The organism is Streptomyces sp. WMMC1477 (assembly GCF_027460245.1).
Classification (GTDB): domain Bacteria; phylum Actinomycetota; class Actinomycetes; order Streptomycetales; family Streptomycetaceae; genus Streptomyces.
On sequence record NZ_JAPZBD010000003.1, the window covers coordinates 4008045 to 4028665 of the forward strand.

At 74.0% G+C, this 20621-nt stretch carries 14 protein-coding genes; 12 read left to right on the top strand and 2 right to left on the bottom strand.

What is annotated here, in order from left to right:
* Positions 1-33: 33 nt before the first annotated feature.
* Positions 34-1212: an adenylyltransferase/sulfurtransferase MoeZ gene (moeZ, locus tag O7609_RS18065; protein WP_269735955.1), complete on the top strand. Its 1179-nt coding sequence runs from the start codon at positions 34-36 to the stop codon at positions 1210-1212.
* Between the two features lie 108 nt (positions 1213-1320).
* Here moeZ and O7609_RS18070 read toward each other — a convergent pair whose 3' ends face one another.
* On the bottom strand, positions 1321-2952 hold the full coding sequence (locus O7609_RS18070; RefSeq protein WP_269735954.1) for an alpha/beta hydrolase: 1632 nt from the start codon (positions 2950-2952) through the stop codon (positions 1321-1323).
* Between the two features lie 105 nt (positions 2953-3057).
* Complete coding sequence (locus O7609_RS18075) at positions 3058-5994, bottom strand: lysylphosphatidylglycerol synthase transmembrane domain-containing protein (protein ID WP_443072157.1); 2937 nt, start codon at positions 5992-5994, stop codon at positions 3058-3060.
* 134 nt (positions 5995-6128) lie between these two features.
* On the opposite strand from O7609_RS18075, the gene O7609_RS18080 reads away from it, so the two are divergent.
* From O7609_RS18080 to O7609_RS18130, 11 genes are all read left to right on the top strand, one after another.
* On the top strand, positions 6129-6689 hold the full coding sequence (locus tag O7609_RS18080) for an MGMT family protein (RefSeq protein ID WP_332330051.1): 561 nt from the start codon (positions 6129-6131) through the stop codon (positions 6687-6689).
* Between the two features lie 215 nt (positions 6690-6904).
* Complete coding sequence (locus tag O7609_RS18085) at positions 6905-10231, top strand: ATP-dependent helicase (protein ID WP_269744377.1); 3327 nt, start codon at positions 6905-6907, stop codon at positions 10229-10231.
* A gap of 104 nt (positions 10232-10335) precedes the next feature.
* Positions 10336-11133, top strand: a complete 798-nt coding sequence (locus tag O7609_RS18090; protein ID WP_269743893.1) for a hypothetical protein — start codon at positions 10336-10338, stop codon at positions 11131-11133.
* Positions 11134-11221: 88 nt separating this feature from the next.
* A complete protein-coding gene (locus tag O7609_RS18095; RefSeq protein WP_269735951.1) occupies positions 11222-12028 on the top strand; it encodes a hypothetical protein in 807 nt (268 codons plus the stop codon).
* Between the two features lie 61 nt (positions 12029-12089).
* Positions 12090-15491: an ATP-dependent DNA helicase gene (locus O7609_RS18100; protein WP_269735950.1), complete on the top strand. Its 3402-nt coding sequence runs from the start codon at positions 12090-12092 to the stop codon at positions 15489-15491.
* Positions 15488-16432 carry an NAD(+) diphosphatase gene (gene nudC / locus O7609_RS18105; protein ID WP_269735949.1) on the top strand — a complete coding sequence of 315 codons (945 nt, stop codon included), beginning with the start codon at positions 15488-15490 and terminating at the stop codon, positions 16430-16432. Before O7609_RS18100 ends, nudC begins: the two co-directional genes overlap by 4 nt.
* A 137-nt stretch (positions 16433-16569) precedes the next feature.
* Positions 16570-16812 (top strand): mycoredoxin, encoded by a 243-nt coding sequence (locus O7609_RS18110; RefSeq protein WP_269735948.1) that lies wholly within the window; start codon positions 16570-16572, stop codon positions 16810-16812.
* A 153-nt stretch (positions 16813-16965) separates the two neighbouring features.
* Positions 16966-19224, top strand: coding sequence for an ATP-dependent DNA helicase UvrD2 (locus tag O7609_RS18115; RefSeq protein WP_269744378.1), 2259 nt, complete (start codon positions 16966-16968; stop codon positions 19222-19224).
* 225 nt (positions 19225-19449) lie between these two features.
* Positions 19450-19746: a hypothetical protein gene (locus O7609_RS18120; protein WP_269735947.1), complete on the top strand. Its 297-nt coding sequence runs from the start codon at positions 19450-19452 to the stop codon at positions 19744-19746.
* A gap of 122 nt (positions 19747-19868) precedes the next feature.
* Positions 19869-20228 carry a WhiB family transcriptional regulator gene (locus tag O7609_RS18125; RefSeq protein ID WP_269735946.1) on the top strand — a complete coding sequence of 120 codons (360 nt, stop codon included), beginning with the start codon at positions 19869-19871 and terminating at the stop codon, positions 20226-20228.
* Positions 20225-20533: a hypothetical protein gene (locus O7609_RS18130; protein ID WP_269735945.1), complete on the top strand. Its 309-nt coding sequence runs from the start codon at positions 20225-20227 to the stop codon at positions 20531-20533. Before O7609_RS18125 ends, O7609_RS18130 begins: the two co-directional genes overlap by 4 nt.
* Positions 20534-20621 lie beyond the last annotated feature (88 nt).

Below are 20621 nucleotides of genomic sequence, written 5' to 3' on the forward strand. Positions count from 1 at the left end.
CCGTACGTTCCGACCACCCAAGCTGAGGTCTCCGTGTCGCTGCCACCGCTGGTCGAGCCGGCTGCCGAGCTCACCGTCGACGAGGTCCGCCGGTACTCCCGCCATCTGATCATCCCGGACGTCGGGATGGAGGGGCAGAAGCGGCTGAAGAACGCCAAGGTGCTGTGCGTGGGCGCCGGCGGTCTCGGCTCGCCCGCCCTCATGTACCTCGCCGCCGCGGGCGTGGGCACGCTGGGCATCGTGGAGTTCGACGAGGTCGACGAGTCGAACCTCCAGCGCCAGATCATCCACAGCCAGGCCGACATCGGCCGCTCCAAGGCCGAGTCCGCCAAGGACACGGTGCTCGGGATCAACCCCTACGTGCAGGTCAACCTGCACAAGGAGCGCCTCGACTCGACGAACGTGATGGAGCTGTTCGCCCAGTACGACCTGATCGTCGACGGCACCGACAACTTCGCCACCCGCTACCTGGTCAACGACGCCTGCGTGCTGCTGAACAAGCCGTACGTGTGGGGCTCGATCTACCGCTTCGACGGCCAGGCGTCGGTGTTCTGGAGCGAGCACGGTCCGTGCTACCGCTGCCTCTACCCCGAGCCCCCGCCGCCGGGCATGGTCCCCTCCTGCGCCGAGGGCGGCGTGCTGGGCGTGCTGTGCGCCTCCATCGGTTCGATCCAGGTCAACGAGGCCATCAAGCTGCTCGCGGGCATCGGCGACCCGCTGCTCGGCCGGCTGATGATCTACGACGCCCTGGAGATGACCTACCGCCAGGTCAAGGTCCGCAAGGACCCGGACTGCGCGGTGTGCGGTGAGAACCCGACCGTCACCGAGCTGATCGACTACGAGGCGTTCTGCGGTGTCGTCTCCGACGAGGCCCAGGAGGCCGCGGCCGGTTCGACGATCACGCCGAAGCAGCTCAAGGCCTGGATCGACGAGGGCGAGAGCATCGACATCATCGATGTGCGCGAGCCGAACGAGTACGAGATCGTCTCGATCCCGGGCGCCCGGCTCGTCCCGAAGAACGACTTCCTGATGGGCAACGCCCTCCAGGGCCTTCCGCAGGACAAGAAGATCGTCTTGCACTGCAAGACGGGTGTCCGGTCCGCGGAAGTCCTCGCGGTGCTGAAGAACGCCGGGTTCTCCGACGCCGTCCACGTCGGCAGCGGCGTCATCGGCTGGGTGAACCAGATCGAGCCGGAGAAGCCCGTCTACTGAGCACGACGCCCGGGCCGGACCACCCGGCCCGGGCGCGTCCGGACCGTGCGGTCCGCCCGTGGTCGCGCCCGCTGACCGCCGGGCCGGCGGGCGGCCGTCACGTCGCGCCTACTCCCCGCCGCACTCGGCGCCGTCCTCCGGGACCTTGCCCTTCAGCAGGTACTCGTTCACCTGCCGCTGCACGCACGGGTCACCGCTGTTGTAGGCGCCGTGCCCCTCGCCCCGGTAGGTCAGGACGACCGCGTCCCCGCCCAGCTGGTCGGCCATCCGCGCCGCGCCCTCGTACGGGGTCGCCGGGTCACCGGTGATGCCGACCAGCACGATGGGCGCCGCCTCCGGGGCACTCACCGTCGGGCGCTCCCACGCGCCGTCCACCGGCCACTCGTGGCAGGAGACCAGCCCCCAGGCCGAGTACGCCCCGAACACCGGCGAGGCCTCCGTGAAGTCCGGCAGCCGCTCGCGCACGTCCTCCAGCGTGTAGCGCGGCTTGGTGTCGGCGCAGCTGATGGCCGTCAGCGCCGCCTGGCTGTTGTCGTACGTGCCGTCCTCGCGGCGACCGTTCAGCAGATCGCTCAGCCGCAGCAGCAGGGTGCCGTCGCCGTCGTTGAGGGCGTCCTCCAGCCCTTCGGTGAGGACGGGCCAGAACTCCTGTGAGTACAGGGAGAGCGCGATCCCGGCCGCGGCGAGGGAGCTGTTCAGCTCGCGCCCGTCGGGGTCGTTCGTCGGCAGCGGGTCCTTCTCCAGCTGGTCCAGCAGGTCCACGATCTCCTGCTCGCCCTGCGCGGGGGTCTCGCCGACCGGGCACTCGCCGGTCTGGTCGCACGCCTTGAGGTAGTTGGTCAGGGCCAGCTGGAAGCCCTTCGTCTGGTTCAGCGCGGACTCGGCCGGGTCCAGCGTCGGGTCCACGACGGAGTCGAAGACGGCACGGCCCACGCGCCGCGGGTACAGGTGCGCGTAGACGCCGCCCAGTTCGGTGCCGTAGGAGATGCCGAAGTAGTACAGCCGGTCGTCCCCGAGGACCTGCCGCATCAGATCCAGGTCACGGGCGGTGTCCGTCGTGCGCAGGTGGTCCAGGATCGGCCCGGAGCTCTTCGCGCAGGCCCGCGCGTAGTCCGCCTGCTGGTCGAGGTACGTCTCCTCCTCGGACGGGCCGGTGGGGAGCGTGGCCTCCTGGTGGTAGGCGTCCAGCTCCGCGTCCGACAGGCAGCGCACCCCGGCGGTGCGGGCGACGCCGCGCGGGTCGAAGCTCACCAGGTCGTAGCGCTCGTGGAACTGTGCGAACTCGGCTCCGGAGACGGGCAGCGTGGCCACGCCGGAGCCGCCCGGGCCTCCGAAGTTGAAGATCAGCGAGCCGATCCGGTCCTCCCCCTCGGCCGCGGAGGCGGCCCTGACCAGGGCGACCTCGATCGTCTCCCCGTCGGGGTCGTCGTAGTCCAGCGGCGCCTTCATCGATGCGCACCGCCACTCCGTGCCGTCCGGCAGCGGCTCGGGCTCCCGCGGTTCGGCACCGCCGCCGTACGCCGGGGCGGGCGGGCACGCCCGCCAGTCCAGGTGCTGTCCGGTCAGGGAGGACGGCAGCTCCGGTGCCGGCGGCGGACTCGGCGACTGCCCGGCGGCCTGCGGTGTCGAACGCCCGTCGGGCGCCCCGGAGCCGCCCCCGCAGCCGGACGTGCCGGCCAGGCCGGCGGTGAGGAGGATGGCGGCGGCGACGGTCGATCCCCGGCGGACGCGTTCTGTCATGGCGGCTCCCTCGGTCGGGGATGCCATCGTCAGCGCGTCACCGCAGCTCTCGCCCGCTGTACGGGACCGTCCGGGTGAGCGGACACGCCGCCGCACCCACGGACGTCACAGCGCCTTGCGGGCCGTCAACCGGGTGAACGCCAGCCAGCCGGGCAGGACGGGCAGCCAGAACGTCAGCAGCCGGAAGAGGAGCACCGCGGAGACCGCGGTCCCCTCGCCCAGGCCGCCGAGCGTGGTGAGGCCGAAGATGAGCGCCGTCTCCACCGCGCCCAGGCCGCCGGGGGTGGGCGCGGCCGAGCCGAGCGCGTTCCCCGCGAGGAACACCACGGCGACCATCGCGAAGCTCACCTCACCGCCGAAGGCCCGCACCGAGGCGTCCAGGCACAGGACGAAGGCCACGGTCAGCAGGAGCATGCCGCCGATGCCGCTCGCCAGCTTCGTGGGCCGCTGGACGACGTCGAGCATGCGCGGCACCACGCCCGCGAACAGCACCCGCAGCCGGGTGACGACGAAACGGCGCAGCGGCGGAATCGCCGAGACGACCAGCACCAGGACCGCCACCGTCAGCAGACCGGCGATCACCGTACGGGACGGCGGGATGGACGGCGCCTGCTCCTTGCCGGTGATGTAGCCGAAGCTCAGCAGCAGCAGGACGTGCACGCTGAGCGCGAAGAGCTGGGACGCGCCGACGCTCGCCACCGCGTACCCCGGGCGCACGCCCGCCCGCTGGAGGAAGCGGGTGTTGAGCGCGACACCGCCGATCGCCGCGGGGGCCACCAGCTTCACGAACGAACCCGCGACCTGCGCGGCCACCGTGCGCGGGAACGGCACCTTCTCCGGCACGAAGCCGAGCAGGCTCAGCGCCGCGCCCACGTAGCTCATGGCCGAGGCGGCGACGGCGAACGCCACCCAGCCCCAGTGGGCGTCGGAGACCAGATCCGTGAAGCTGTCCCCGGTGAGCTGCGTGAGCAGGAAGTAGACCGCCAGCGCGCCCGCGATGAAGCTCACCAGGGTGCGCGGCCGGATGCGTTCGAGCTGGACCGGGACGACCGGGGCCTGCGGCCTTATGCGCAGGACCTCCTGCCGGATCTGGGAGAGGAGGTCCTCCTCCCGGGTCTCCTCCACCACCCGGTCGACGGCCTCCGCCTCCGCTCGCTCGTGCTCGGCGGCCTCCGACCGGGCCGCTCCCTCGGGAAGCTGCGGCTCGCCCGACTCCTTCGACCGCGCCTCCCGGGCCTCGCGGTGCGCCTTCGCGACCTCCAGCACCCGCTCCCGCTCCCGCTCGGCCCGCTCCTTGGCGAGCTTGCGCAGGGTGTGCCGGGTGCTGCGGCTCAGGGCCAGCGGCTGGAGCAGCGGCAGGCTGTCGGCCACCGTGTCCGGCCCGAGGACGTTCACGGCGGCGCGGACGGCCCGCTGGGCCCCCACCCGCAGGCCGAAGGTGGTCAGCAGCTGGGAGACGTCCATCCGGAGGCTGATGTCGCCCGCCGCGATCTCGCCGACCCGCAGGTCGGTCAGGAAGACGGCGCCGGAACGATCCACCAGCAGGGCGTCCCCGCTGAGCCTGCGGTGGGCGATGCGCCGGGACTGCAGCGCCCGCACCTGCCGCCAGGACGCCTCCATGAGGGCGTCGGTGACCTCGTCCTCCGGCAGCGCGTCGAGGGGACGGCCGCCGATGTGCTCGTACACGAGCATGACGGCGTCCGGCCCCAGCTCCGAGGTGGCGATGAGCTTCGGCGCGTTGGCCCCGGCCGCGATCGCGGCGTACGCCAGCAGCGCCTCCTGCTCCAGCGCCTGCCGCAGCGACTGCAGACTGCGGCGCTGGCCGATGCCGCGCAGGACCAGCCGCCGCCAGGCACGGTAGAAGTAGCCGTGGGCCTGCTGCTCGCGGTCCACGATGGTGACGTCGAGGGGCGGGCCCTCCTCCATCGTGACGACGTAGCGGCGGCCCCGGTCGTGGTCGCCGTACCCGTCCTCCGCGCGCAGCGCCGTGACCGGGGTGAACCCGACCCGACGCAGGCCCGCCAGCAGGTTCTGCCCGGTCGGACGCACGTTGGGGGAGCCGACGGCGTACACGGTTCCGTAGGCGACGCTCCAGCCGATCAGCACCGTCAGCACGATCGCCATCGACGTGGTGTAGCCGCTGATCAGCACCGACAGCGCGTCGGCCAGCAGCACCACCCACAGCAGCACCCGCCAGCGCGGCCTGCGGGCCATCCCGACCGCCGTCATGTAGGCGATGACCGGCCCCAGGTAGTTGTGCACGGGATCGGTCATCCCGCCGCCGGGCGCCGGCTTGGTGAAGGCCTCCTGGATCGGGAGGGGCGCCGCCTCGGCGATCCACAACGCGGCAGTGAGTGAGACGCCGTGCGCGAGCACGGCCGCCAGCACGCCGTCGGCGATCCGCAGCCCGTCGCGTTTGATCAGCCGTTCGATGGCGAAGGCCACCGGAACGATCAGCACCGCGATGCTGGAGACCACCCCCAGGATGCTGATGACCAGGGGCGGAGCCTGGCCCGCGCCCTTGTCGATGTCCTGCTCGATCCCCGCCGTCGTCGCATGGGCGAAGTAGGCGATGGCCAGGACGACGGCGATGCCGACCGTGCCGAGCAGCAGCCGCATCAGGTCCGAGGGGCGGTGCACCCGCGCCGACAGCAGCGGTTCGTCGCTCTCGAGCTGGTCGGAGCCGTCACCCTCGGGGTGCGGGGGCCAGCCCGCCGCCCGCCGCAGCAGATGTCGCAGCCCGGCCGCGGGGCCGGACTGCGCCGCCCGGGCGGTGCCGTTGACGTGGCCGGTCCCGGTGGCTGTGCCGGCGCCGGTGGTTGTACCGGTGCTGCTCGTGCTGCCGGTGCCGGTCGTGCGGGTGGTCGGAAGGTCGGGAGGCCGCGGCGGGGCGGGAGCCTCGGCCACGCCGTCGTCGCCGCCGTCCCGCGCGGGCGCGGGTGCCGCCGGCGGGTGTGCGACGTCCGCCCGGCGGCCCTCCTTCTCTGTGGAGGGCCCACCCGGCTGCTGCTGCTCCGACTGCTGGTCTCTGTCCCGTATCACGCGTCACCGCCCGGATGATGGTGGCATGCGCGGGCCTCGGCCGCGCGCATCAGGGCGCAAGTGCGGGCAGACCTGTGAGCTTCCCGACATCCGGGACCCGGGCAGTGTCCGAGGAGTACGGCACCATGACCCTCATGGGAGAGCTGCCTGAATACGCGGAACGGGTGCTGGAGGTCGCCGAGCTGATCCCGCCCGGGCGCGTCCTGACCTACGGGGACGTGGCGCGGTGGCTGCGCGAGGAGGACGCCGAGCTCGACGCCGAGGAGCCGGCCGCGGCGAGCGCCGGCCCGGCGGCCGAGCAGCGCGACGGTTCCGCGGACCCCGGCTTCCGGGGTCCCGCGATATCCCGCCCCGCCCGCTCCCGGGGCACGGGCGGGCCCCGCCAGGTCGGCCGCGTGATGGCCCTGTACGGCGGCGGCGTCCCGTGGTGGCGTGTCGTGCGGGCGGACGGCGCCCTGCTGCCGGGCCACGAGCAGCGCGCCCTCGCGCACTACCGGGCGGAGGGCACCCCGCTGCGGGAGCCCGCCACCGGCGCGCGGCCCCGGCTGGACCTGTCCCGCGCCCGCTGGGACGGCACGGGAGGCGACGTCCCGGGAGCCGAAGCCGGGCACGGCACCGGGCACGGCATTGAGGGCGTCCACCCGGAGGGCCCCGGGGAGCCCGCCCGCGTCACGCATCCGGGCGCTTCCCTCTAGCGGGGCGCTGCGGACGCCGTACCAAGCCGTTCCGCGGCTGCGGTGCTCCAGGCCGTTCACACTTACCAGCTTCCGTCATCGTTCGCCGTCCCCAGAGGCGAGCGCGCCGTCCGGAGTACCGCCGAGACGTCCTGCGGCCCGGCAGGCCCGTCGCGTACCGTCTGCACCACCCAGCACAGACCCCAGGACCGGCGATCCACGTGAGTTCCCCCCAGATGTCCGATGGCTACCGGTTGGTGCGCACCCCGCCGGATCGGGCGAGTCTCCCTGCCTTGGACGCAGGGCAGCGGGCTGTGGTTGACCATGACCGGGGCCCCCTGCTCGTCCTCGCCGGGCCCGGCACCGGAAAGACGACGACGCTGGTCGAAGCCGTCGCCGAGCGGGTGCGCCGGGGCGCGGACCCGGAGCGCGTCCTCGTCCTGACCTTCAGCCGCAAGGCGGCCGTCGAGCTGCGGGACCGCATGGCCGCCAGAATGGGCGGAGCCGCACCCCAGGCGACCACGTTCCACTCGTACTGCTACGCACTCGTGCGCGCCCACCAGGATGCCGAACTCTTCGCCCGGCCCATCCGGCTGCTCTCCGGTCCCGAACAGGACCTTCACATCCGTGACCTCCTGCGGGGACATGCGGAAGGCGCCGCTCCGAACCTCGACTGGCCCCACGAGCTGCGCGCCTGCCTCACCACCCGCGGCTTCGCCGACGAGCTGCGCGCCGTGCTCGCCCGCGCCCGGGAGCTCGGGCTCGCCCCCGAGGAGCTGGCCGCCTTCGCCGCCCGCACCGGGCGCCCCGACTGGTCGGCCGCCGCCGCGTTCCTCGCCGAGTACCTCGACGTCCTGGACCTCCAGGGCGTGCTCGACTACGCGGAGCTCGTCCACCGCGCCGTCCTCCTCGCCGAGCGCACCGGACCCGAGGGCGCCGCCGAGTTCCTGGCCGGGGCCTACGACGCCGTCTACATCGACGAGTACCAGGACACCGACCCGGCCCAGGTGCGCCTCCTGCGGGCCCTCGCCGGGCCGCCCGCCACCCGGCGGACCCTGGTGGCCTTCGGCGACCCCGACCAGTCCATCTACGCCTTCCGGGGCGCCGACGTGAACGGCATCCTCGACTTCCCCGAGATCTTCCCCGGCGCCCGCACCGCCGTCCTGCGCGCCAACCGCCGGTCCGGCGCCGCCCTGCTTACCGCCACCCGCCTGCTGACCCGCCGGATGCCGCTGCCCAAGCTGCCCGCGGACGCCGTCCGGGCCCACCGCGAACCGACGGCCGAGCGTCCCGGAGGGCGCGTCGAGGCGTACACCTACCCCACGGCCGGGGCCGAGACCGACAACATCGCCGACCTGCTGCGCCGCGCCCATCTGGAGGACGGCGTGCCCTGGGCGGAGATGGCGGTCCTCGTCCGCGCGGGCGCCTCGCTGCCCGTGCTGCGCCGCGCCCTCACCTCGGCCGGGGTCCCCGTCGACGTCTCCGGCGACGACCTGCCGCTGCGCCGCGAACCGGCCGTGACGCCCCTGCTCGCCGCCCTGCGCGCGGTCGCGGGCAGCGCGGCCGAGGCGCCCGCGGACACCGCCGCGCCGGACGCGGAGGCCGTCACGGCGGACGCGGAGGCCGTCACGGCGGACGCCGCGCCCGACGGCGCCGGGGGGTCCCTGCCCGAAGACGCTGCGGAATCCGCCGCCTCCGCCTGGCTGGACACCGAGACCGCCCTGACTCTCCTCGCCTCCCCGCTCGGCGGACTGGACAGCGCCGACCTGCGCCGCCTCGGCCGAGCTCTGCGCGAGGAGGAACGCGCAGCGGGACGTACCGTCCCCCGCCCTTCCGACGCACTCCTCGCCCTGGCCCTAGCCGAGCCCGAACGCCTCGTCGCCCACGATCCCGCCTACGCGTCCGGCGCCCAGAACCTCGGCCTGCTGCTCCGCAAGGCGCGTGAGCTGCTGGCCGGAGGCGGCACCGCCGAAGAAGCCCTGTGGGAGCTCTGGAACGGCACCACCTGGCCCGCACGGCTCGAACGCGCCGCCCGCCGCGGCGGTGCCGCGGGCCGTAACGCCGACCGCGACCTCGACGCCGTGTGCGCCCTGTTCGCCGCCGCCGCCCGCGCCGAGGAGCGCACCGGTGGCCGCGGCGCGCTCAACTTCCTCGCCGAACTGGATGCCCAGGACATCGCCGCCGACACCCTCGCCGGCCGGGCGGCCCGCCCCGACGCCGTCAGCCTCATGACCGCCCACCGCAGCAAGGGGCTGGAGTGGCGGCTCGTCGTCGTCGCCGGCGTCCAGGAAGGGCTCTGGCCCGACCTGCGCCGGCGCGGCTCCCTGCTGGAGGCCGACCGCATCGGCCGGGACGGCCTGGCCGAACCCCTCCCGCCCGGCGCCCTCCTGGCCGAGGAGAGGCGGCTCTTCTACGTCGCCGCGACCCGGGCGAAGGACCGTCTCGTCGTCACCGCCGTCAAGAGCGCCAGCGACGAGGCCGACCAGCCCTCCCGGCTCCTCGCCGAGCTGGGCGTCGAACCCCGGGACGTCGGCGGGCGGCCACCGCGCCCGCTGTCCGTGGCCGGACTCGTCGCCGAACTGCGCGCCACCACCGTCGATCCCGCCGCGAGCCCGGCCCTGCGCGAGGCGGCCGCCCGACGGCTCGCCCGGCTGGCCGCCCTCCGCGACGACGACGGCCACGCCCTGGTTCCGGCGGCCCACCCCCAGCGCTGGTGGGGCCTGGCCGAACCCACCCGCTCCGCCGTACCGCTGCGCGACCCGGACCTGCCCGTCGCCCTGTCCGGCAGCGCGCTCGGCCAACTCACCTCGCAGTGTTCCCTCCAGTGGTTCCTGGGACGGGAGGTGAGGGCCGACGCCCCGCCTTCCACGGCCCAGGGCTTCGGGAACGTGCTGCACGTCCTGGCCGACGAGGTCGCCTCCGGCACCACACCGGCGGACCTGGGCGTGCTGCTCGAACGTCTCGACTCCGTGTGGGACGCCCTCGCCTTCGAAGCGCCCTGGAAGTCCCGCCAGGAGAAGGAGAACGCCCGCGCGGCCCTGGAGCGCTTCCTGCGCTGGCACGTGCTGGACCGCTCCGGCCGCCGGACCCTCGGCACCGAGCACCCCTTCGACGTGACCCTCACCGCCGGGGAGGTCCGCGTCCGGGTCCGGGGCAGCGTCGACCGGCTGGAGCAGGACGCCGAAGGCCGTGTCTACGTCGTCGACTTCAAGACCGGCCAGGCCAAGCCCACGGCCGCCGACGTCGAGCGTCACCCCCAGCTCGCCGTCTACCAGCTCGCCGTCCGGGAGGGCGACCCGGCGCTGGAGGCGGGCGGCGCCGAACTCGTCCACCTCCGCCTCCCCGCGGCCAAGCGGGACGGCGGCGACGCGCTCCCGGCCGTCCAGCGCCAGGAGCCCCTGTCCCCGCGGCCGGAGGGCGAGTGGGTCGGCGAGCTCCTCGCCACCGCCGCCGGGCGCGTCCTCGACGAGCGCTTCACGCCCAGCCCCGGCCGTCAGTGCGCCAACTGCTCCTTCCGCTCCTCCTGCAGCGCCCTCCCCGAGGGCCGGCACGTCGTGGAGTGAGGCCGCGCGGCCGGCGGTGGCCCGCTCGCCGGGCGTTCACCTCGCTGTGATGGGATACCGCTTCGCGCCGTCCAGGCGCGGCAACCAGGGAGGGGAACGAACACGTGAAGACCGCTATCCGTGCCACGGCGGCCGTCGCCGCACTCGTGCTGGGTATCACCGGCTGCGGGTCGGGCGACTACGACACCAGCGCCGGGGGCGAGCAGACGCCCGCGTCGTCGCCGCAGCCGGATCCGACCGTTGAGAAGTCCGTCGGCACGGAGCTGGAGCGTAAGGACGCCCAGGAGGTCATGAGACTCTCCGAAGAGGCCATGACGCAGGCGGAGAGCATGCGGGTCAAGGGCACCGTCGACCTCGACGGTGTGGAGACGGAGATGGAGATCGCCCTGGACAAGGGCGGCTCCTGCGAGGGCAGGATGTCCCAGCCCACCGGCGGCTTCGAGTTCATCGGCGTCGAGGGGCACGGCTACATGAAGGCCGACGAGAAGTTCTGGCGCGCCAACTCCGAGGAGTCGCAGGAGGTCGAGGACATCATGGTCGACCTCTTCGCCGACCGCTGGGTGGACATGGGCGAGGACGAGGACATCTCCGGGTTCTGCGACCTCGGCGAGCTGATGGGCGACACCTCGGACGCCGGCTCCGACCCGTCGGCGACCAAGGGCGAGAAGAAGCAGCACGACGGCGTCGAGGTCATCCCGGTCACCACGAAGGAGGAGGGCGGGACGACCACGGGCCTGGTCGCCAACGACGACGACGCGCCCTACATCCTCGAGATGACCAACGAGACCGAGGACGGCACGGTCGAGAAGATGACCTTCTCCGACTTCGACAAGCCGATCGAGGTCACCGCCCCCGCCGACGCCGTCGACCTGAACGACCTGGCCGGAGGCGCCGAGGCGTAACCCCCGGGCTCTCCCGGACCGACGGGCCCGTGATGGGATACCGCTTCGTGCCGGACCCGGCACGAAGCGGTACCGGAGGGGGTCACGGATGACGACCGGAAGAGCCGGAGGGAGACGCGCCGCGGTGGCAGCCGCGGCGCTGGTGCTGGGCCTCGTCGGGTGCTCGGAGAACGAGGACGCGGGCGCCGCGAACGAGGGGACGCCGAGCCCGAAGGCGACTGCCGAGGAGCGGCCCGGCACCGCGCTGGAGCGCAGGTCCCCGAACGAGATCATGGCCGCCGGCCTTGAGGCCGTGCGGCAGTTGGACAGCGCGCGCGTGAGAATCACCCTGGGCACGCTGGAGTCCGACGTCCTCGTGGCGGGGGACGGCTCCTGCCGGGGCAGCCTGTCCCAGCCGACGGTGGGCAGCGTCGATGTTCGGAGCGTTGACGGGCAGGACCTCTACCTGAAGGGGGACGAGGGCTTCTGGCGCACGCGCTACGACCTGCCGGAGGACAGGCCTGACCGCCTGGTCGACCTGCTCACCGAGCGGTGGATCGACGTGAGCGGCATCGAGGACCCGGGCGACTTCTGTGCACTCGACGTGTTCGACGAGATCTCGCGGGAATCCCTCGACTCGGAACGGTGGCTCACCAACGGTGAGCCGCTCACGCACGTCGGCGTAGAGGCCATTCCGATCGTCAGTCTCGGCTCTATGCGGTCCGTGGAGGCGTTGATCGCCAATGACGACGACGCCCCGTACCTTCTCGAAGTGAAGCGGATCAGCGGCGATCACGTGACGCACAGGGTGGCGATGTCCGATTTCAACGGACCCGTCGAGGTCGTGGCGCCGCCGGACGCTCTGGACCCGGGTGACGTCGACGGGCTGGCGGAGCTGCTCGCGGCCGGGGTGTGACGCAGGCCTCGTGGGTGGGGGCGTCGGCCGGTGTCGGTGGGGCGCGTTAGCGTCTTGCCCCGTGACGGCACGGCTCAGCGACCCGGAGCAACTCAAGGAGCTGCTCGGCATCCCCTTCACCGGGGAGCAGCTGGCGTGCATCACGGCGCCGCCCGCCCCGCAGGTCATCGTCGCGGGCGCCGGCTCGGGCAAGACGACGGTGATGGCAGCCCGGGTGGTGTGGCTGGTCGGCACCGGGCAGGTCGCGCCCGACCGGGTGCTGGGGCTCACGTTCACCAACAAGGCGGCCGGGGAGCTGGCCGAGCGGGTGCGTCGGGCGCTGGTGGCCGCCGGGGTGCTGGACACCGCCCCGGCCGACCCCGAGGAGGAACCGGGTGAGCCGGACATCTCCACCTATCACGCCTTCGCCGGGCGGTTGTTGACGGAGCACGGGCTGCGGCTGGGGGTCGAGCCCACCGTGCGGCTGCTGGCGGACGCCACCCGGTTCCAGCTGGCGGCCTCGGTGCTGCGGGCGGCGCCGGGACCCTTCACCGCGTTGACCAAGAACCTCGGGGCGCTCGTCGAGGACCTGCTGGCGCTGGACGGTGAGCTGGCCGAGCACCTGGTGGAGCCGGAGCGGCTGCGGGCGTACGACACCGAGCTGACGGCCCACCTGGAGGGCGGCGCCGTCAAGCTGACCAACGCCGCTCTGCGCAAGGTGCCGCAGACGGCCCGGGGGCGGCTGGAGCTGCTCGGCCTCGTCGAGGAGTACCGGGCCCGCAAGCGCGAGCGCGACCTCGTCGACTTCGGCGACCAGATCGCGCTCGCCGCCCGGCTGGCCCGGGACGTCCCGGAGGTCGGGCGGCTGCTGCGGGAGCAGTACGCCGTCGTCCTGCTGGACGAGTACCAGGACACCTCCGTCGCCCAGCGGGTGCTGCTCGCCGGGCTGTTCGGCGCCGGCACCGGCCATCCCGTGACCGCCGTGGGCGACCCCTGCCAGGCCATCTACGGCTGGCGCGGCGCCTCGGTGGCCAACCTGGACGAGTTCCCGCGGCACTTCGCCGGCCCCGACGGCACGCCCGCCGCCCGGTACGCGCTCGGCGAGAACCGGCGCAGCGGCGGCCGTCTCCTGGCTCTCGCGAACACCCTCGCCTCCCCGCTGCGCGCCCGGCACGCCGGGGTGGAGGCCCTGCGCGCCGCACCGGGCGAGGAACGGGCCGGGCGGGTGCGGTGCGCGCTGCTGGAGACGCACGCCCAGGAGCTGGAGTGGCTCGCCGACTCCCTCGCCCACCTCGTCCGCACCGGCACCCCGCCGGGCGAGACCGCGGTGCTGTGCCGGGGCGCGGCCGACTTCGCCGAGATCCACGCCGCCCTCGTCGCCCGCGAGCTGCCCGTCGAGGTCGTGGGACTGTCCGGGCTCCTGCACCTGCCGGAGATCGCCGACCTCGTCGCCACCTGCGAGGTCCTCCAGGACCCGACGGCCAACGCGGCCCTCGTCCGGCTGCTGACGGGGCCCCGCTGGCGCATCGGCCCCCGCGACCTTGCGCTGCTCGGCCGCCGCGCCCGGCTGCTGGCCGGGCCCCCGCCCCTCGACCAGGCCGACGCCGACGCCCGGCTCGCCGCCGCAGTCGAAGGCACCGACCCGGCCGAGGTCGTCTCGCTGGCCGACGCCCTGGACACCTTCCTGGAATCCGGCGGACACGAGGACGAGCTGCCGTTCTCCGCCGCGGCGCGGGTGCGGTTCGCCCGGCTGGCGGCCGAGGTCCGGGAGCTGCGCCGCTCCCTGGCGGACCCGCTGATGGACGTGCTGCACCGGGTCCTCGCCGTCACCGGGCTCGAGGTGGAACTGGCCGCGTCCCCCGAGGCACTGGCCGCCCGCCGCCGGGAGACGCTGGGCACCTTCCTCGACCTGGCCGCGGGCTTCGCCTCGCTCGACGGCGAGACGACGCTGCTCGCCTTCCTCGGCTTCCTGCGCACCGCCGTCCGTTACGAGAAGGGGCTGGACAGCTCGCTGCCGGGCGGCGAGAACACCGTGAAGGTGCTGACGGCCCACAAGTCGAAGGGCCTGGAGTGGGACGTCGTCGCCGTCCCCGGGCTCGTCGCCGGCCAGTTCCCCAGCGAGCGCGGTCAGGACTCCTGGCTCACCCAGCCCAGGGTCCTCCCGCACCCCCTGCGCGGTGACGCCGCCACCCTGCCCGAACTGGGCGGCTGGACGGCCAAGGCGCGCACCGCCTACGAGGCCGCCGCCAAAGAGCACCAGGCCACCGAGGAGCTGCGGCTCGGCTACGTCACCTTCACCCGCCCCCGCGGCCTGCTCCTCGCCTCCGGGCACTGGTGGGGGCCCAGCCAGAAGAAGCCCCGCGGCCCCTCGCTCTTCCTGGACGCCGTCCGCGGCCACGTCGAGGAGGACCCGGCCCACGGCGAGGTGGAGGTCTGGGCCGAGGCGCCGCCCGAGGGGGCCGAGAACCCGGCGCTGGCCGCGCCCGAGGAGGAGCGGGCCTGGCCGCTCCCGCTCGACGAGGAGGCCCTCGCCCGGCGCCGCGCCGCCGCCGATGCCGTCCAGGCCCACCTGAGCGTCCTGGGCGGGCCCGAGGCAGCCGTCCCCGCCCAGCAGCCGGCGCCGGAGGAGGAGTCCCTGCTCACCCCCGAGGAGGAGCGGCTGGCCGCCTCCTGGGACCGGGACCTGACGGCTCTGGCCGGCGAGCTGCGCCGGGCCCGCCGCACCCGGCGCGAGGTGACGCTGCCCGCCAGCCTCACGGCCTCCGAGCTGATGCGGCTCGCCGCGGACCCGGAGCAGTTCGCCCGTGACCTCGCCCGCCCGATGCCGCGCCCGCCCCGCCCGGCCGCGGCCCGCAGGGGCACGCTCTTCCACGCCTGGGTCGAGTCGCGTTTCGAGGAGCTGGCCCTGCCCATGCTCGGCCCGGACGAGCTGCCCGGTGCCGAGGACGAGGAGGGCCCGCTCGGCGGGCCGGAGGGGCGGCTGGACGGCGCGGCCGAGCGCGCCGACGAACGGGAGCTGGAGGCCCTCAAGGCCGCCTTCTCCCGCACCCCCTACGCCGAGCGCACCCCCTATCGCGTCGAAGCGCCCTTCCAGCTGGAACTGGGCGGGCGCATCGTGCGGGGCCGCATCGACGCCGTCTACCGGGACGAGGACGGCTTCGAGATCATCGACTGGAAGACCGGCCGCGGGCAGGCCGCCGACCCGCTGCAGCTGGCCCTCTACCGGCTGGCCTGGGCCGAGCAGCACGGCCTGGACCCCCAGGCGGTGCGGGCGGCGTTCCTGCACGTGCGCAGCGGCCGTGTGGTCCGGCCCGCCGCCCTGCCGGGGCGGGCCGAGCTGGAGCGGCTGCTCCTGGAGGGCACCCCGCCGGGGGCGCAGGACCCCGCACGGGGGACACAGCCCCACGACGGCACCGATAAGCTCGCAGGCACGCCCGAGCGCCCGAACCTGTCGACGTCGACAAGGAGCACCGAACCGCCGTGACGACCTGGACCGAGGAGTACACCGAGCGCCCGCTCACGCTGGCCGGCACCGGAGGCATAGACCGGGCGGCCGGACACCGGCTCGACGAGGCGTGGCTGGCGGCGGCCTGGAGTCACCCCACCACCCGCTGCTTCGTGGTCTCCGGCGGCCAGGCCCTGGTCGTGGACACCGAGGACGGCGGCACCGAACTGGTGACCATGCCGTCCTTCGACGCGCCGTTCACCGAGTCGCACCGCTACTTCCTGGGGGTGGACGCCGAGGGGGTGCGCTACTTCGCCCTGCAGAAGGACGCGCTGCCCGGCCGCATGGACGACCTGGCCCGCCCGGCCGGGCTGCGGGAGGCGGGTGCCCTGCTCGGCGAGCGCGACACGGCCCTGCTCGTGCACGCGGTGGCCCTGGAGAACTGGCAGCGCCTCCACCGCTTCTGCTCCCGCTGCGGCGAGCGCACCGTCATCGCCGCGGCCGGGCACGTGCGCCGCTGCCCGGCCTGCGGCGCCGAGCACTACCCGCGCACCGACCCGGCCGTGATCATGCTCGTCACCGACGAGAAGGACCGGGCGCTCCTCGGCCGCCAGGTGCACTGGCCCGAGGGCCGCTTCTCCACCCTGGCGGGCTTCGTCGAGCCCGGGGAGTCGCTGGAGAACGCGGTGATCCGGGAGGTCGCGGAGGAGGCCGGGGTCACCGTCGGCTCCGTGGAGTACGTCGCCAGCCAGCCGTGGCCGTTTCCCACCAGCCTCATGCTGGGTTTCATGGCCCGTGCCGTGGACCCGGCGATCACGGTGGACGGCGAGGAGATCGAGGAGGCCCGCTGGTTCTCCCGGGACGAGCTGCGCGCCGCGATCCTGGCCGGCGAGGTGAAGTCGCCCTCGGGCATCTCGATCGCCGCCCGGCTGGTGGAGCACTGGTACGGGGGCCCGCTGCCCACCGTCTCCGCGGCCTGACGCACCCCGCCCGCCCGGCCGGGCCCGGGCCGGGCCGCTTTCCGCCGTTCCCGCGCCCCGGGAATCCCGGCGGGCCGGTCCGCGTTCCCCCTGTGCCAAGCGCACGACCCCCAACGACGCGAAGGAGCACGAGCCCCATGCAGGGAACCGTGACGATGTACAGCACCACCTGGTGCGGCTACTGCCGCCGCCTGAAGGGCCAGATGGACCGCGAAGGCATCCCGTACACCGAGGTCAACATCGAGCTGGACCCGGATTCGGCGGCGTTCGTGGAGAAGGCCAACGGCGGCAACCAGACGGTGCCCACGCTGCTCTTCGCGGATGGCTCGACGCTGACCAACCCGTCGCTGGCGCAGGTCAAGGAGAAGGTCGGCGCCTGAACCCCGCCTGATCCGGTGCCGGCCGAGTGTGGGGCCCCGGGCCGCTGAGGCCCGGGGATGGCCCCTCGTACCCTTGTGCGGTGACGTGGGGACGCCCTCCGGCTCGGGGCGGGTCGGCGTGGTCCGGCGGGGCGGGTCGCGTCGGTACGACGAATCGCTCGCTCCTGTGGACGACCGGCACGGGCCCCGGCGCGGAGCTGGCAGCATGGCGGGGTGACAGCAGCAGCGCAGACCTCAGCCTTCCCGCGCGTACCGGAGTCGGCCGACGCGGTGCTCGCCGGGCTCGACCCGGAGCAGCGCGAGGTCGCGACAGCACTGCACGGTCCGGTGTGCGTGCTGGCCGGGGCCGGTACGGGCAAGACGCGTGCCATCACCCACCGGATCGCCTACGGCGTACGCGCGGGTGTGCTGCCGCCTGCCGGAGTGCTCGCCGTCACCTTCACCAACCGCGCCGCCGGGGAGCTGCGCGGCCGGCTGCGCCAGCTCGGCGCGGAGGGAGTCCAGGCGCGCACCTTCCACTCGGCGGCCCTTCGACAGCTCCAGTACTTCTGGCCGCGTGCCGTCGGCGGCGAGCTGCCCCACCTGCTCGACCGCAAGGCCGCGCTCGTCGGGGAGGCGGGCGTCCGTACCCGGCTGCGGCTGGACCGCACGGAGCTGCGGGACGTGACGAGCGAGATCGAGTGGGCCAAGGTCACCCAGACCGTCCCCGACGACTACCCGGGGGCCGCCGCCCGCGCCGGGCGCGCCGTCCCGCGGGACGCGGCGGAGATCGCCGCCCTCTTCACCGCCTACGAGGAGCTCAAGCGGGAGCGCGGAGTCATCGACTTCGAGGACGTCCTGCTGCTGACCGTGGCCATCCTGCAGGACCGGGCGGACATCGCCGAGCAGGTCCGCCGCCAGTACCAGCACTTCGTCGTGGACGAGTACCAGGACGTCAGCCCGCTCCAGCAGCGCCTGCTGGAGCTGTGGCTCGGCGAGCGGAACGACCTGTGCGTCGTCGGGGACGCCTCACAGACGATCTACTCCTTCACCGGCGCGACCCCCGACCACCTGCTGGACTTCCGGGCCCGCCACCCCTCGGCGACCGTGGTCCGCCTCGTGCGGGACTACCGCTCGACACCACAGGTCGTCCACCTGGCCAACGGGTTGCTGGCGCAGGCCGCCGGACGGGCTGCCCGGCACCGGCTGGAGCTGCGCTCGCAGCGCGAGGCCGGCCCGGAGCCCGGCTACGCCGAGCACGCCGACGAACCGGCGGAGGCCGCGGACACCGCGCGCCGCGTCCGGGATCTCATCGCGTCGGGGGTGCCCGCCAGCGAGATCGCCGTGCTGTACCGGATCAACGCGCAGTCGGAGGTCTACGAGCAGGCCCTGGCGGACGCCGGGGTGCCCTACCGGCTGCGCGGCGCCGAGCGTTTCTTCGACCGCCCCGAGGTGCGCGAGGCGGGCATCTCCCTGCGCGGAGCCGCGCGCGCCGGGGACAACGATCCCGTCCTCGCCGGCGTCCGCGGGCTGAGCGCCCGGGTGCGGGCCGTGCTCCGGGCCGGGGGCTGGCCGGCGGAGCCGCCCGCCGGATCGGGCGCCGTACGGGAGCGCTGGGAGTCCCTCGCCGCCCTCGTGCGCCTCGCCGAGGATCTGGAGCGGGCCCGGCCCGAGGTCACCCTCTCGGCCTTCGTCGAGGAGCTCGCCCAGCGGGCCAGCGCCCAGCACGCTCCCACGGTGGAGGGTGTGACGTTGGCCTCGCTGCACGCGGCCAAGGGCCTGGAGTGGGACGCCGTCTTCCTGGTCGGCCTCTGCGAGGGCGTCCTGCCGATCAGCTACGCCCGCACCCCCGAGCAGCTGGAGGAGGAGCGCCGGCTGCTCTACGTCGGGGTGACGCGGGCCAGGCGGCATCTGCGGCTTTCCTGGTCGCTGTCCCGGACGCCCGGGGGGCGCCCGTCCCGTCGGCCGACCCGCTTTCTCGACGGCCTGCGCCCGGGCTCCGGCGGCGGCTCCGCGGCCACGTCACCGGGCCGGGCGCCGGCGGCGCCGGGAGGCGGTGCCGAGGCCGGCCGCGGCCCCGCCCGCCCCGCACGGCGGCGGGCGCTGGTGCGCTGCCGCGTCTGCGGTCGCACCCTGACCGGCGCCGGCGAGGTCAAGCTCATGCGCTGCGAGGAGTGCCCCTCGGAGCTCGACGAGGAGCTGTACGAGCGGCTGCGCGCATGGCGGGCCGGGCAGGCGAGCAGGATCGGCCAGCCCGACTTCTGCGTCTTCACGGACAAGACGCTCATGGCCATCGCCGAGCGCGTGCCGGACGACGAGTCCGAGCTGCGCTCCATCGCCGGCGTCACGGCACGCAAGGCGCGCTCCTTCGGCGCCGCGGTCCTGGCGCTGTGCGCGGGAGAGGAGCCCGCTCCGGAGGACGCCGGGGGCTGAACGGAACATCAGGTTCCGCGCTCTTCGCGAGGGGGCGCCGCCGACCTGGGAAAAAACCGTGGGGAAAATAGTTTGCGCGGGCCGCCACCGGCCCCATAGCCTTCCGGATGTGGAGAGGGCGGCAGGCTTTCCGGCTTCTTCCCTTCCACGCTGTACTTATCCCTGAACACGTTCGGGTCCGGCTTCGGCCGGTTCCCGCCGAGACGCCGAGAGGAGGCGAGACCAGTGAACGGCATCTTCGAGATCACCCCGGGCAACACCAACGCCCTGACGACCGCTCGCTCGGTCGTTGCCACCTGCTCGCTCGGCGGCAGCCTCCTGGCCACCGGTCTCTCCGGTGTCCGGGTGGGCGATGAGCGACCGGCGAAGGCATCCGCCGCAGTGTCGGGGGCGCGGGCCACGGCCCACGCCTTCACCGCAGCGGTGGCGGGTGCCGGCGAACGTCGCCAGAAGACGCTGTACATCAAGCACCACACGATGTGGGCCTTCCGTGGGCCTGAACCCTGGAGAGATCCAGCCTGATCGGCGATCAGGTCGGCACCTTCCAGGGCCGCGGAACCCACATCGGGTACCGCGGCCCTTCTGTTTGCCCGAGCAGCCCGGTTCACCCACCGGACCGACAACGACAGACGAGGAAGTCACCAGTGCAGACGCAGACGCACGCACCGTCACCGCAAACCGACCTGAACCCGCCTGATCCCACGGAGGACTCCTTGACCCCCCTGACCACGCTCACCGAGCTGGACGACGCCATCGACCGGCTCGGCGTGGCCGTTCCCTGCCGCAGCTACGACCCCGAGGTCTTCTTCGCCGAGGCTCCCGCCGACGTGGAGTACGCCAAGTCGCTGTGCAGGACCTGCCCGCTGCGCGAGGCCTGCCTCGCCGGAGCCAAGGACCGTCGCGAGCCCTGGGGCGTCTGGGGCGGCGAACTGTTCGTCCAGGGCGTCGTGGTGCCCCGGAAGCGGCCGCGTGGCCGCCCGCGCAAGAACCCGGTCGCGGCATGAACGCCCCCGGCACGATCGACAGCCCGGCCGCGTACGGGCCGACGCAGCAGGACCCGATGAACGACACCGACTTCACCGCACGTGGGCGAAGCCGCGACGAGTGGCCCGCCATCACGCAGAACAGGACCCGCAAGATGCAACTCATGCCCGAAACACTGAGCCGAGCACGAATACAGCAGTACCGGAGCGAGGCGCGCGAAGAGCAGCTCGCGTGCCAGATCGTGCTGGCCCGGCGGATGCAGCGCAAGGCGGAACGCGCCTCGCTGAAGGCCCGCCGGGCTCTCGCCCGGACCGTCATGTACTAGAGCCCGTCCGGCGGTACCAGCCGACCGGCTCGGCATGGCTCCCGAGCGCACCGCCGGAACGCCGGCGGGCCGCGTCCGGGAGCCGGCC